This is a genomic window from Sphaerothrix gracilis Ecp01 (assembly GCF_030405905.1).
Taxonomy (GTDB): domain Bacteria; phylum Cyanobacteriota; class Cyanobacteriia; order Phormidesmidales; family Phormidesmidaceae; genus Sphaerothrix; species Sphaerothrix gracilis.
In genome coordinates, this window is the sequence record NZ_JASATW010000030.1 from 18,361 (window position 1) to 31,429 (window position 13,069).

Sequence of the window (13,069 nt, forward strand, 5' to 3'; positions counted from 1 at the left end):
GTGACGTTGAGGACTCTGCAGCATAGAAATATCTCAATCTTTTATGCAGTCTAATGGATTGAGACGCTCCCTCTTTCTGCAGATAGATTTGTCAGTTTTAGCAGACGCTATAGAGTAAGCGAAAAAAACTAGGACAATTTGCCATGCCATTAGATCTGGTTCCCAGTTTGCCAAGTACTGACCTGCCGCGATCGCAGCCTCAGGTGGGGGATTTCGTGCGCGAGTTGCGCCAGTTGATGGGCTATACCCAGGAGCAGTTTTCAACGTTGATAGGGGTGAGCTTTAGCACATTAAACCGTTGGGAAAAGGGACACATGCAGCCGTCACCGCTTGCCCTCAAGCAGATCGAGAGCGTTGTTGACAAGTTGAGTCAGGTGTCTAATTTGACTCTGCAGGCGGGTCGAAAGGCACTTTTAGAAAAATATGTCAGTCACTAGTCATCTCCATCAGGAACGACTATTCCCCCATGTCAGAACACTCCGAACCCATTCAGCTAGGCGACATTCTCATTACGGATGAACTTGCTCGCCGTTCGCCACGTCAGCCCGATTGGCAAGCCGAAAATCAGGCCATGCGCTCGCTGGCCTGGCAGTTAGCCCAGGCTTCAGAGCAGATGCTGCAACGTCTGGTGGAGCTGGCTGTAGAACTGTGTGAGGCGGGCACTGCTGGGGTCAACCTGTCTGAAACTCAGCCCGATGGCAAGGTTGTCTTTCGCTGGATGGCGATGGTGGGGCATCTGGCCTCCCACATGGGAGACTGCGTTCCCTATGAGTGTTACTCCTGTGGGATTTGTCTGGATCAGCGGGCGCCCCTGCTGTTTTCCCATCCAGAGCGCTACTTTACCGGGTTTCAGCAGGTCGGGGTACCGCTGGTCGAGAGTTTGGTGCTGCCTCTGATCGCAGAAGGTCAGACCCTCGGCACCATCTGGATTATGACCCACGACGCGCAGCGACAGTTTGACTCGGAAGATGTGCGGCTGATAACCGGGCTGGCGGACTTTGCCGCTGCCACCCTGCTCCGGCAGCAGCAACAGGCCAGAGAATTGTCTGTGGCAGGGACGGCGCTCCAGCAGGAGAGTGTGGAACGCAAGCTGGCCGAAGAACGGTCAATAGCCCTGATTGATAACTTACCGGGTGGCGCGGCGTTTGTGGTGGATCGCAACCTGCGCTACACCATGGCTGCTGGGGAAGCGCTGGCGATCGCCCACTTTCAACCCACAGATTTCATCGGACGCACCATTTTTGAGGTGATGCCGCCCGATCTTGCCGCTACCTATGAGCCTATGTACCGCATGGCCCTGGCGGGAGAACCGTTTGAGTGTGAGCATCAGGCCCATAACCGCTGGTACATCTCGCGAGGCACACCGCTGCGGACTGAACGGGGAAAAATTTATGGGGTGCTGGCCGTCTCCTATGACATTACTGACCGCAAATGTGCTGAAACCGCCTTACAGACTAATGCTGAACAACAGTCATTCTTGCTGAAACTGAGCGATGCCCTCAGTCCGTTAGCCGACGCCGACGCAATTCACTATCAGGCGGCTTGCATTCTCGGTCAGCATTTAGGGGCCAATCGGGTGGGCTATGCCGAAGCCGACGACAACGATGAAACGATCGTCGTCACGCGCCATTACACCCAGGGTGTCCCGGGCATTGAGGGGCGCTATCGTTACGACGATTATGGTGCGGAGTTACTACAAGAATTTGAGGATGGTCGGATGGTTATCCGCGACGATATCGCCAATGACCCATCCCTCAGTGATGCGGAAAAAACGGCCCATGCCGTATTGCAGCTAGGGGCTACGGTGAATGTGCCGCTGCTCAAGGCAGGGCGACTGGTGGCGGTACTGTTTGTACACTTTCAGGCGGCCCATCAGTGGTTGGATAGCGAGCTACGGCTGATTGCCGAAGTTGCCGAGCGGATTTGGGATGCGGTCAGGCGGGCCCGTGCCGAAGCGGCCCTACGCCTATCAGAAGAAAAATATCGGGGCTTGTTTGATTCGATCGATGTCGGTTTCTGCATTATCGAGGTACTTTTCGATCCACAGGAAAAGCCGTTTGATTATCGCTTTCTCGAAGCAAATCCGGCTTTTATCGGACAGACCGGACTCACCCACGCCATTGGCAAAACCATACTCGAACTCGTGCCTGCCCACGAAACTTTTTGGTTTGATGTTTATGGCGAAATCGCCCTGACTGGCAAATCCATGCGGTTTGAACACCAGGCCGCAGCGTTGCCCTCTCATCCCTGGTATGAAGTCTATGCGTTTCGCATAGGTGAACCCGAAGCCAGGCAGGTCGCCGTTTTGTTCAGAGATATTGCCGATCGCAAACGTTCGGAGGCCCAACTACGAGCGGCTGCCGAAGTGGATGCGTTTCGGGTCAAGCTGTCTGACGCGCTGCGATCTCTGTCTGACCCGATTGCGATTCAACGGGCAGCATCGTGCATTGTGGGTGAGCACTTAGAGGCCGACCGCGTGTTTTACACCATCACGTTGCCGGATGATGTAACGACCGTGATCCACGACAACTACGTGCGCGAGGGCGTCCCCAAAGTGCTCGGCAGCGTTCGCGTCACGGATGTTGGCAACGTCGCCGAGCAACTGAGAAACGGGGAAACCGTTGTTCTGACCGATGTGACGACAGGCGAACTTACCGAGTCGGAAAAAGCGGCCTATGCCCAAATTGATGTGGTTGCCGCCATCGCCGTCCCCCTCGTTAAAGGAAATCGCTGGGTCGCTACCCTCGTCATCCATTCCAGAACCCTGCGCCAGTGGACGATAGCAGAAGTTGCTCTGGTGCAGGAAACCGCCGAACGCACTTGGGCCGCCGTGGAACGGGCCAATGCCGAAGCCACCACTGCCGCCGACCTGCGAGATACCCAACGGTTGCGGGACTTGAGCGCCCGCCTTACTTCGGAAGAGGATATCCAGGTGCTTTACAACGAAATTATGGCCACCGCGATCGCCCTGACCCGAGCGGATGCCGGAACGGTACAAATTCTAGATGAAGCAACCCAAGACTTGCTGCTGCTGGCGACCCAGGGCTTTGAGCGCAATATGACCGACTATTTCTACCGCGTCAATGCCAGTTCTAGCACCCCCTGCGGCATTGCCTTGGCGAGGGGGGAGCGCACCTTTGTCGATTTCGACGTGCCCAAAAGCGAAGACCCTGACGGTTCCTACCGCATGCACATTGAGGCGGGCTTGCGCTCAGCCCAGTCCACCCCGCTGATTACCCGTTCGGGTCGCCCCATCGGCATGGTGTCCACCCACTGGCAGCAACACCATCGCCCCAGCGAACGAGAACTGCGGTTCCTCGATCTGCTTGCCCGCCAAGCCGCCGACCTGATCGAACAGCGTCAGACCGAACAGGAACGCCGGGAATTGCTCCAGCGAGAACAGGCTGCCCGCGCCGAGGCTGAACAGGCCAACCGCGTCAAAGACGAATTCCTGGCGATTCTGTCCCACGAGCTGAGATCGCCTCTCAGCCCTATCCTCGGCTGGGCCTCCATACTCCAGTCCAGACCCTTTAATGAAGCCACCACAAAGCGCGCCCTCGCCACCATCGAGCGCAATGCCAAGCTCCAAACCCAGCTCATCGACGACCTGCTCGATGTCAATCGTATTCTGCGGGGCAAGCTCAGTCTGGCCGAAACCGCCGTCAACTTGGTCACGGTGATTGAAGCCGCCCTAGAAGTCGTCAAAACCGCCGCCCAAGCCAAGTCAATCGCCCTCCATTTCAACAGTGCCGAGGCGTGCCTAGTCTGGGGCGATGAAGGCCGCCTGCAACAGGTCGTCTGGAACCTGTTCTCGAATGCCATCAAATTTACCCCCGAGGGTGGACGAGTAGACGTGCGGCTGGACTGCGTAGGTGATAGGGTGAATGAGCGAGTTGGCGAGGGTTCATCCCCCGGTCTCTCCATCTCTCCATTGCCTTATCCTGCCTACGCTCAAATCACCGTCACTGACACTGGCCAAGGCATTAGCCCCGACTTTATCCCCCATTTGTTCGAATCCTTCCGGCAGGAAGATGCTTCTACCACACGCCAATCTGGCGGGTTGGGCCTAGGGCTAGCCATCGTCAAATATCTGGTGGATGCCCACGGCGGCAAGATTGCAGCCAATAGCCCTGGTGTCGGGCAAGGGGCCACGTTTACCGTACAAATTCCGCTACTCCAGGGGGCTAGTACGCCGCTAACTGCCTCTGCATCCACAGAGGTTGACCTGACGGGACTCAAAGTTTTGGCCGTGGATGACAGTGAAGACACCCGCGACTTGCTGGCAATGGTTCTGGATGCCTACGGCGCAGAGACTCACGTTGCCGCCTCCGGAGCCGAAGTCCTGGCAAATTTAGCGACTTTCACCCCCGATGTTCTCATCTGCGATATCGGTATGCCCGACATGGATGGCTACGCCCTCCTTCGGCAAATTCGAGCCTTACCCGATACTAAAGGAGGAAGTATCCCGGCAATCGCCGTCACCGCCTTCGCCCGCGAAGAAGACCGCCAACGGGCCTTAGCGCAAGGATTTCAACACCACGTTGCCAAACCCATCGAGCCCCAGGAGTTGGTGAGTGCGATCGCTCAACTAGCTATAAAGTGACCAATGAAGATAGTAGAAAACTGATCAAAATTCAAAATTCAAAGTTCAAAAAGTTCTTTCATTGGGCATTGCTCACTCAGAATTTTGCATTCAGAATTTTGTATTTAGAATTGTTTAGTTGCCCTAATGGAAGAAGAACAGCCGCCTGCGGGAGAGAAGGCTATCAGTGCTGTTTAATCAACACTTTCTAGTGTAACTAGGTCGTGCTCAAGCACTTGAGCATAGATTCGATCTCTAGCACTGGCGGCGATCGCCTGCCAATCCTCTTTGGAGAGCACCTTGCCAAAGACGGCACGAATCTGGTTATGAACTGCTTCAGTCATTTCCCATTCTCCTTGGGGTTTTGAGAGCTTCGTTTCCAGCAAAGTCAGCAAAGTCTTCTGAATTTCAGGATCAGGCTGATGGAGTCGCTCCAGAATGAGTGCCTGTCCTTTTGCTTCAGCCGTCTCTGCCCCAATGCCTAAGTCCCACTCGGTTACGAGTTGCTTCCACGCTTGAATCACCATCGCCCGCAACTGAGCAAAATGACTGTAGCCTTCAGGATTTTCCATGACGGCTCCTAGATGAGTCCCCCAACCATAGCCAGCTAGCGCATCACAACTGACCGATTCTTCGTGCCTGACGGCTGCCTCAAACCAGACCTCATCTTCGAGCAAATCCATAAAATTGAAACCATCTTGGGCCATGTCTCACCTCTGGAAGCGACCGTACTCAAAGTATGTCAAATTTTCCTGCTCAGGATCGGGGCCGTAGTCGGCCATATTTTGATTATCGTAGAAGCTTTCAGCTCCGGGTAAAGCGTGTAGTCCGATTCGTCCTTCATAGCCTAGTTCTAAACTCCGTTGCCGGGCGAAGAGAAGCAAAGCGGTGCCAACACCTCGAAGTTCAGGACGTGGCTGAATGATTTTACGATTCCAGGGAGCCGATGCCAGCGCTTGAACATAAACGATGGGGTAACGGCGATCAATCTGAGAGCGATGCCACTGAGTTTCAATAGCCATTAAGCCCTGGGTCATGCCTTCGTATTCAATTGCGTAGCCCTCAAAGTTATCTGAGGAAAGAGAAATCCGCTTTTTAACCACCCAGTCCCAAAATTTGTCCTCTGCCCCAGCTTGTTGCAGCATAGGATGCCAGTGCGCCTCAAAGTCTTCGAGATGCTTCTGAGCTAATTCAACCAGCCGAGTTTCGATTCGCTGATTGTCTCGCCCTCGTGCCAGTAATACCCTTTGCTGCACTGTTAGAGGTTTCTGCCAAGACGACCAATTAAATCATACAGGTGTACTAGCATTTATAGGATTCTAAGTCGCTCTGAGCTGCGCAGGCATGAAAGAAAGGGGGCATGAGGGTATCAATTTTGTGTTCGAGTTCAGCGAGTTGCAATCGAAGCTAAGTGTCAGAATTGAGTACTCTATCTACGAAAGAAGAGATCGCTGACCTATCGATCATTTCATTCTTATCCTTACGCGACCTTGATCATGCCTCTGAGTTCACTCATCCGAGCTTTGAGCTGACTCCTACGCTCGGGTAAAGACACGTATTCTGCCATCGCCTGACGCACCCGCAAAAATTGATTTAATTCCTCCACCGCTTCGCAGAAATAACCCGCTGTCTCCACGTTGCTAAAGCCCATTGTCGGGTAGTACCGCTGCTTCAGTTTCCGATGACTTTGTTCAATCGGATTGTTGACCGATTTGAACACCTCATGCTGAACCGATTTGCCCAATACTTCTGAAATAGCGCGCGGATAGCTGCTATGACCGTCGGTCACAACGCGCTCGGGCGGCTCTGGCATCAATTCTGAGACCTGCTCGAAAAAGGCTTTGGCCGCTTCCATATCACGATGTTCGCTCAGCCGCACATTGAGCAGATTGCCGTATTCATCAATGCCGCGATAGAGATAGCACCATTTACCCTGGATTCTGACGTAGGTCTCGTCCACATACCAGATCCGACCGAAAGTCTGCTGACGTTTGTTGCGAATATGCTCCGCGAATTCTGGGGCAAAGCGCTCGCTCCAATGACGTACCGTTTCATGAGTAAAGTGAAAGCCGCACAGCCAGAAGAGTTCAGCCACATCGCGATAGCTCAGCTTGAAGCATATGCGACGATAAAGCACCTGGAAGACAATATTGATCGGGATTTTAATAGGCAAGAGTGCGAAATATAAAAACTCTGTCTATTTAGATGTGCGTGTTCTTTTATTAGGTGTTTGCAGCCACATAACTACGCCTGTAACAAGAAGAGTTAGAAGACCTAGGGCATTCAGAAAGGGATAAATAAAATCAAGATCAATCTGCCCAAACTTGCCTCGATGTAGCTCCAAAAGCCAGAGAAAATCGTTGGTGCGATCGCTAGCCACTCCAAACTGAAACAGAACTCCCGTAGTTAGCGTCAGCAACAATGGCAACGTCATGATTGGCACTAATACTCTATGGAGTTGTCGTATATGAAGCTGGTTGAATTTTCTTTTCATCGGTCAGGTGAGCCTGAACGCTTCTGTATGAAAACCTTTGGAAACACCATTAGGATTGCAGTTTCTTTTTTAGAGACAGCAGCAGGAATGGGCCAGCAATGATGAATCCTAATAGAGATTCTCCCAAACCAACTGAGAATTCTTCTGTAACATTAGCCCGGGAAACTGCTACGGGAGATCCTTGAGTTGCTGGCGATACTTCAATAGTCGTCTCATCGGTTTTCATCGGTATATCAGTGGTAGGCATGACCGCCCCTTCAGCATTGGAGGATTCGGGCATTTCTTTACTCGCTGCCGTTTCAGGGATAGGTGTGTGGTGCTCATTTGCTGTTACAGGAGAGGTGGCTTCGGCGTCTTCCCCGTGGGAACCGCCGTGGGCTAATGCCGCAGCGGTGAGGGTGAGTGGCGCTTTAGTAGCAATAGCACTGCCACTAATAATCTTCCAGTAGCTGCGTTGCCAGCGAGTCATCAGTCTACTCCTCTTTATCTCCTGATTTCCTGTATATAGGTAATGCTTTGACAAGGCTAGGACTTAGCCATCAGCACCTAGAAATAATGAACGATTGAGCATTATGTAGCAACAAGCCACACCGGAATTCTACCCAGGCAAGCCGTCGGTTGCAGTTTTGCATCTAACGATGAAATGAGGATGAAATCAGCTCAGTTATCATTTCACCCTGATTTCATTTTTTTAGGTTCATAATGAGCATCAGCCGTTATTCGAGCGAGTTAGCGCTTCAATGCTTCACTCGATGACGGTTATTCACTGCTTGATTATAAAAGGATGTAGACCGATATGCGCCTGCAACGAACGTTTTTTTCGTGGGTGTTGGTCGGGGGTTTACTCTCAGCGCCGGCGATTTTGGCTGGATGTAGCCCCTCCCAGATGACTTCCCAAGGTTCCGAGACTCGTACCATGCCGATGGGCGATCCCCCTATGGCTGACCATGCAATGACGATGGATTTGGGGCCGAAGGATGCTGAATTTGATTTGCGCTTTATTGATGGCATGATTTTGCACCACCAGGGAGCGATCGCGATGGCCGAAGCAGTACTGCAAAATTCCCAACGATCCGAGATGAAGCAACTAGCGGAGGCGGTGATTGTGGCGCAGCAGGGAGAAATTGACCAGATGCAGCAGTGGCGGCAAGCCTGGTATCCTGAGGCGGGGACAGAACTGGTGATGTATGATGCCCAGATGGGGCACACGATGGCGATGACGCCGGAGATGCAAACCACCATGATGATGGATGGGGACTTAGGCACGGCCGATGCCGAGTTCGACCTGCGCTTTATCAATGCCATGATTCCGCACCATGAAGGGGCATTGGCAATGGCAGAGCAGGTATTGAAGAAGAGCGATCGCCCCGAACTGCGCCAGGTCGCCCAAAAAATTCTTGATACTCAACAAGCTGAAATCAACCAGATGCAACAGTGGCGGCAGACGTGGTACGACAAGTAGTCTTGTTCACTAATCATTGAGCACTACTGATACTGTGGCTACCTGTGTGTTTGCGGCGTTCCCAGAGATTGGAGATAGGCACGAATATTCTCTAAACAGCAACTTTCCTGGGATATTGGCCTCACATCCGCAGCGCCCTGCTTTAATATGTACCTTAATCTGGGCAAGAGGATTTCCCTCTTGCCCTAGCTGTACGGCCCAAAACAGTAGCAAACGGGCACTGTTTTACTGAGGTTTTTCTGATAAATAGGCTGTTTTAGGTGCTTTTGCATAAAACACTGGTTCACAGCGGAAAAATAGACGACCGAGCATTCCGGCTGGGAGCAAAACTAGTAGTCTTGCTGGGCATCAAGGTCTGCCAGAGACTCAGGGGTCAGTAGGCTTTTTAGCGTGATGAGTTTTACCGGCTTTCCCTGACTGCCGTCTTGAGGACAAGTACCCAGTGGAGATTCAGTTTCGGCGTTGCAGCAGCTATCCATAGAGGCTGAGGAGTTTTCGACTCGTCGTAACTCCTCTAAGTCTCAATCAGGAATGTTCGGCAAAGGCGGCAGTCTCTCCCGACTCGGTGAAGGAGAAAACGGTGTAGGGTTCAACATAATCACCCGATTCCATACCGGGAGAGCCAATGGGCATTCCAGGAACAGCGATACCGGCAATATCAGGTTTTTCAGTCAACAATCGCTGCACATCTTCTGCAGGAACATGACCTTCAATGACGTAGCCGTCCACAATCGTTGTGTGGCAAGAGACCAGGTTGGCGGGGACTCCGTACTGCGCTTTAATAGCGGTCATGTCTTCAGTCAGATTGTCTTTGACAGTAAAGCCAGTCGCTTCCATATACTCAATCCACTGACCACAACAGCCACAGGCCGGGCTTCGAAAGACGGCAATTTCGGACGTCATCGCCAGTTGCTCAGCAGCGTCTGTCTCCGGTCTTGCGTTAGGGCCTTGAGCCAGAGAACATCCGGTCGCAGCGATACCTGTTGAAACTAGCCCTACTGTGATGAGCACAGACGTAAACACATAACGATTCATAAATTCTTCTCCACCAAAATGTCAGGCTATTTAGCCTTTTCTACAACAATTCAGCTCACTATCTTGATGAGCGATCATGAAATAGAAATGAAATTGGGGGCGATCGCCGATGGCTCATCTCAAAAGGCGATCGCTATTCGCTCTCCTGCACTTGGACAATTGCGGCTTCCTGAGATGACAGCACGGCTTGCGGTTCTACTTCTCGGTTCCCCACAGCAGAGAAGATCAGGGTTGCGCCCATTAGCGCCATGATGGCGTTTTCCGCAAAGCTCACCACGCCCAGCGGTGCTTTCGAGTTGCCGCCGATGCAGGCACAGTTGAGTGCCATTTTGTCAATATAGACGGCTTTGAAAACAGATATTGCCCCACTAATGCCCACTACCAGGGAGCCGATACCCGTTGCTAGGGGCGCAACACCAGAGAGCAACCCCAGACCGATCGCTAACTCTGCAAAGGGATAGACCTTGCCGTAGGGTTTGAACCGTTGTGTCACCAGGTCATATTTGGCGAAGCTTTCAGCAAAGGCATCGAGATCCATCAGCTTTAGTGAAGCCAGCATGGAGAGGGCAATGCCCATGAAGCCAGGGACTCCTAGAGAGAGCGCCAATGCCATCAAGCCAGCGGTGGAAAACAGGGCAGCAACGGGAGTATAGGAATAGTCGGCTTTTTCGGCTTCGACATCGAAGTAAGCGGCGAGGTCAGTGTAGCCTCCAATACGCCGATCGCCAAAGAAAATCTGAGGCGTCGTCGCCACGTCATGCTGTGTTTTGAAAGCTGCAACCTCTTCGGGGGAGATTAACTTGATATCTTCAAAGGCAACTCCTTTCTCATTGAGCAGATTCACTGCCCGTAGCCCCCAAGGGCATTCGTGTTCAGGGATAGACATGCGGTAGAGCTTGACCGGATACTGCAGATTAACATGGGTTGCGTGCGAGTTTGAAAGGGTAGTAGTCATGGGTTCACCTTGCGATGTCCAACGGCATCAAATGGGTTACTGACCCTACGCTAAAGCCTACAGTGAACTTTAAGGTCAAGGGAGGGTTGGAAAAATCCTGACTATCCTATTCGTTATCTAAATTACTGTCCTGAGTGGAGTTATCGAGGCTGTGCAGCTCACTGATTAGAACTGAATGGGGTTTGTGCAAAGCACCGGGTATTTCATCCTGGTTTCACAATTGACTGATAATTTCGCAGAGACAGTTCTTTCAGTACTGATTGTTTATGTCTCAGGAACCTCCTTCGCCTCACTCAAATATCAATGGCTCTGGGATTAACGCTTCAGACGACCTGACTGAATCTCTGGGGTCTCCGAGTACAGATTCCCAGTTACCAGATTCAGAACCAACTCAGCCAGCAGGTTTCAGGAAGTACGCTCGTGTCCTGCTGGGCCTAAGCGTTTTTGCAGTGCTGAGCAGTGGTATTTTGCTCATCACCCAATCCATCAAACCCTCTAACTCAATGGCGGGAATGGAAGGTCATGATATGCCCGGCATGTCCCACGATGAGATGATGCGGGTGGATGGGGCGTTTAACCCAGTACCTGTCACGGTGGAAGTGGTGCAAGCGAGAAACTTCGAGGCCGGGGTTTCTTACACGGGTTCAATCATGCCCTATCAGGAAGCAGTGGTGTATCCGCGCGTGGCGGGGCAGTTGACAAATTATTCGGTTTATCCGGGCGATCGCGTTGAAGCGGGTCAGGTTTTAGCAGACTTGATTGCTGATGAGAGATCGACAGAGCTAGCAGAAGCCAATGCTGAGGCCGATGTGACTTTAACTTCCTTGCAGATGAGCCAGGTTGAAATTGATGAGCAACGACAGAAAATTGCTCGCCTTCAGGCAGAACTGGACTATTTGAATCTTCAAAAAAATCGCTTTGCAAAACTAACCGCAGCGGGAGCGACCTCCCAGCAAGAGTACGATGTCGTAGCGACCGATGCTACCGCGAAAGCAGCCGCTCTTTCAGAGGCAAGAGCAGGACTGACAAGATTGCAAACTCAGGTCGAGCGGGAACGAGGTAGGGTCGGACAGGCTGAAGCTAGAGTGAATACCGCCGCTGTGATGCAGGGCTACACTACGCTTCAGTCTCCTATTAGCGGCATTGTCCAAAGCCGAATGGTTGATCCGGGTGTTGTGGTGCAGCCGGGGATGGGCGTGCTGAAAGTTGGCGACTACTCGCGGGTACGGCTGCAGGCCAACGTGGCCCAAAAAGATGCAGGCTACATTCGAGTGGGCACCCCGATTCGCGCCCAGGTGCCGGGAGCCACAGACGAACCGCTGACCGGCAGTATCACTAGCATCTTTCCTCAGACCAACAATGACACCCGTACGGTGGTAGTGGAAGCCCTAATCGACAATCCTCAGGGGCGCTTGCTATCGGGCCAGTATTTAGAAATGACGCTGCTGACAAAGAGTCAGAGCAATACCCTGTCGGTGCCGCAATCTGCGGTGGTGGAGTACAACAGTGAGCCGTCCGTTTGGGTAATGACGGGCACCACTGCCGAGCGGCGGACAGTAGAAACGGGGATGGTGAATGGCGATCGCATCGCTATCAGCAGCGGTCTTAATCCTGGCGACCAAGTCATCACCTCGGGCCACAGTCGTTTAGTACCCGGTGTTGAGGTAGCCGTAGTAGATGACACAGGCAATCCCGTGCCGATGCTGGGAGACAGCAGCCAGGGCGATGTGGAAATAGCGATCGTCGAACCTGATTCCACAAAAAGTTTTAAGTCGGGGGGCGCAGACCTGCTCATAGAAATTCGCGACCCCGATACTCAGGAACCGTTGCCCGTTGAGGATGTAGCCGTCGATGTCACGATGCCCATGCCCAACATGGCCCCGATGACCACAATGGTGCAGTTCGAGCCCACAGGTCAGCCGGGACGGTTCCAGGTCAAGACTCACTTCGGCATGGTGGGGGAATGGCACATCAAAGTCGATGTCAATGACCCTGATTACAAGGGCCAGGCTCTGATCACCGTACCAGTTGAGTAGCGCGACATCGCGCTTCTGTTCGTGTCCATTCTTTAATCAACGCAGTTGAGGATTGCATGAAAAAAGTTCTGTTTGTTTTGGTGGCGGTTGGGTTGTTGAGTGCCGCTTGCGGCAGTGCCGATCAGTCGGAGACGGAAGCCCCCGATGCGGCGGCAGCTCCAGCGGCGGAGACAACTGAGGCGGCTGAATCGGAAGGTGTGGAGATCGCCCTCGTCTCCCCAGAAGACGCTGCGGTTCCAATGGGTGATGCAGAACTGGTGTTGCAGGTAATTGATCCGGCAACTAATGAGCCCGTTGCTATCAAGAATCTAGAGGTTGATCTCTCGATGCCGATGGATGGCATGGAACCGATGACCACGATGGCGATCGTCGAGCCCGCTAAGGAACCTGGTCAGTACACCGTCAAGACCAACCTGGGCATGGAAGGCATGTGGATTATGGAAGTGGAATCAGCAGACGCCGCGATGCCCGGTGAGGCCACCTTCAACCTCGACGTGCGGTAGCC

The 13,069-nt window shown here is 52.8% G+C and carries 12 protein-coding genes; 5 read left to right on the plus strand and 7 right to left on the minus strand.

Going from position 1 to position 13,069, the window contains the following annotated elements:
• Nucleotides 1-143: 143 nt before the first annotated feature.
• Nucleotides 144-437, plus strand: coding sequence for a helix-turn-helix domain-containing protein (locus QJQ48_RS23495; protein ID WP_346293685.1), 294 nt, complete (start codon nucleotides 144-146; stop codon nucleotides 435-437).
• Nucleotides 438-466: 29 nt separating this feature from the next.
• Complete coding sequence (locus tag QJQ48_RS23500; RefSeq protein WP_346293686.1) at nucleotides 467-4,603, plus strand: GAF domain-containing protein; 4,137 nt, start codon at nucleotides 467-469, stop codon at nucleotides 4,601-4,603.
• Between the two features lie 173 nt (nucleotides 4,604-4,776).
• Here QJQ48_RS23500 and QJQ48_RS23505 read toward each other — a convergent pair whose 3' ends face one another.
• The 4 genes from QJQ48_RS23505 to QJQ48_RS23520 all read right to left on the minus strand — a co-directional run bounded on the left by QJQ48_RS23505 (nucleotide 4,777) and on the right by QJQ48_RS23520 (nucleotide 7,545).
• The gene (locus QJQ48_RS23505) at nucleotides 4,777-5,289 is read right to left on the minus strand and encodes a hypothetical protein (RefSeq protein ID WP_346293687.1); all 513 of its coding nucleotides are present in this window, start codon (nucleotides 5,287-5,289) and stop codon (nucleotides 4,777-4,779) included.
• A gap of 3 nt (nucleotides 5,290-5,292) precedes the next feature.
• Complete coding sequence (locus QJQ48_RS23510) at nucleotides 5,293-5,838, minus strand: GNAT family N-acetyltransferase (protein ID WP_346293688.1); 546 nt, start codon at nucleotides 5,836-5,838, stop codon at nucleotides 5,293-5,295.
• A gap of 224 nt (nucleotides 5,839-6,062) precedes the next feature.
• Nucleotides 6,063-6,755, minus strand: coding sequence for an IS6 family transposase (locus QJQ48_RS23515; protein WP_346293689.1), 693 nt, complete (start codon nucleotides 6,753-6,755; stop codon nucleotides 6,063-6,065).
• A 370-nt stretch (nucleotides 6,756-7,125) separates the two neighbouring features.
• Nucleotides 7,126-7,545: a hypothetical protein gene (locus tag QJQ48_RS23520; RefSeq protein WP_346293690.1), complete on the minus strand. Its 420-nt coding sequence runs from the start codon at nucleotides 7,543-7,545 to the stop codon at nucleotides 7,126-7,128.
• Between the two features lie 417 nt (nucleotides 7,546-7,962).
• Between QJQ48_RS23520 and QJQ48_RS23525 the strand changes: the two genes are divergently transcribed.
• Nucleotides 7,963-8,538 (plus strand): DUF305 domain-containing protein, encoded by a 576-nt coding sequence (locus QJQ48_RS23525; RefSeq protein ID WP_346293691.1) that lies wholly within the window; start codon nucleotides 7,963-7,965, stop codon nucleotides 8,536-8,538.
• A 329-nt stretch (nucleotides 8,539-8,867) separates the two neighbouring features.
• On the opposite strand, the gene QJQ48_RS23530 is transcribed toward QJQ48_RS23525, so the two are convergent.
• The 3 genes from QJQ48_RS23530 to QJQ48_RS23540 form a co-directional block, all read right to left on the minus strand.
• Nucleotides 8,868-9,017 (minus strand): hypothetical protein, encoded by a 150-nt coding sequence (locus QJQ48_RS23530; RefSeq protein WP_346293692.1) that lies wholly within the window; start codon nucleotides 9,015-9,017, stop codon nucleotides 8,868-8,870.
• Nucleotides 9,018-9,063: 46 nt separating this feature from the next.
• Nucleotides 9,064-9,573, minus strand: a complete 510-nt coding sequence (locus QJQ48_RS23535) for a DUF411 domain-containing protein (protein WP_346293693.1) — start codon at nucleotides 9,571-9,573, stop codon at nucleotides 9,064-9,066.
• A 133-nt stretch (nucleotides 9,574-9,706) separates the two neighbouring features.
• The gene (locus QJQ48_RS23540; RefSeq protein ID WP_346293694.1) at nucleotides 9,707-10,528 is read right to left on the minus strand and encodes a MauE/DoxX family redox-associated membrane protein; all 822 of its coding nucleotides are present in this window, start codon (nucleotides 10,526-10,528) and stop codon (nucleotides 9,707-9,709) included.
• Between the two features lie 266 nt (nucleotides 10,529-10,794).
• Between QJQ48_RS23540 and QJQ48_RS23545 the strand changes: the two genes are divergently transcribed.
• Nucleotides 10,795-12,564, plus strand: a complete 1,770-nt coding sequence (locus QJQ48_RS23545) for an efflux RND transporter periplasmic adaptor subunit (protein ID WP_346293695.1) — start codon at nucleotides 10,795-10,797, stop codon at nucleotides 12,562-12,564.
• Between the two features lie 56 nt (nucleotides 12,565-12,620).
• A complete protein-coding gene (locus QJQ48_RS23550) occupies nucleotides 12,621-13,067 on the plus strand; it encodes a FixH family protein (protein ID WP_346293696.1) in 447 nt (148 codons plus the stop codon).
• The last annotated feature ends 2 nt before the right edge of the window (nucleotides 13,068-13,069 follow it).

Excerpts from the sequence above, each read along its gene's own strand:
- QJQ48_RS23500 (WP_346293686.1), top strand. The coding sequence starts at position 467 with ATGTCAGAACACTCCGAACCCATTCAGCTAGGCGACATTCTCATTACG.
- QJQ48_RS23530 (WP_346293692.1), bottom strand. The coding sequence starts at position 9,017 with ATGGATAGCTGCTGCAACGCCGAAACTGAATCTCCACTGGGTACTTGT.
- QJQ48_RS23540 (WP_346293694.1), bottom strand. The coding sequence starts at position 10,528 with ATGACTACTACCCTTTCAAACTCGCACGCAACCCATGTTAATCTGCAG.
- QJQ48_RS23550 (WP_346293696.1), top strand. The coding sequence starts at position 12,621 with ATGAAAAAAGTTCTGTTTGTTTTGGTGGCGGTTGGGTTGTTGAGTGCC.
- QJQ48_RS23505 (WP_346293687.1), bottom strand. The coding sequence starts at position 5,289 with ATGGCCCAAGATGGTTTCAATTTTATGGATTTGCTCGAAGATGAGGTC.
- QJQ48_RS23535 (WP_346293693.1), bottom strand. The coding sequence starts at position 9,573 with ATGAATCGTTATGTGTTTACGTCTGTGCTCATCACAGTAGGGCTAGTT.
- QJQ48_RS23495 (WP_346293685.1), top strand. The coding sequence starts at position 144 with ATGCCATTAGATCTGGTTCCCAGTTTGCCAAGTACTGACCTGCCGCGA.
- QJQ48_RS23525 (WP_346293691.1), top strand. The coding sequence starts at position 7,963 with ATGACTTCCCAAGGTTCCGAGACTCGTACCATGCCGATGGGCGATCCC.
- QJQ48_RS23545 (WP_346293695.1), top strand. The coding sequence starts at position 10,795 with ATGTCTCAGGAACCTCCTTCGCCTCACTCAAATATCAATGGCTCTGGG.
- QJQ48_RS23520 (WP_346293690.1), bottom strand. The coding sequence starts at position 7,545 with ATGACTCGCTGGCAACGCAGCTACTGGAAGATTATTAGTGGCAGTGCT.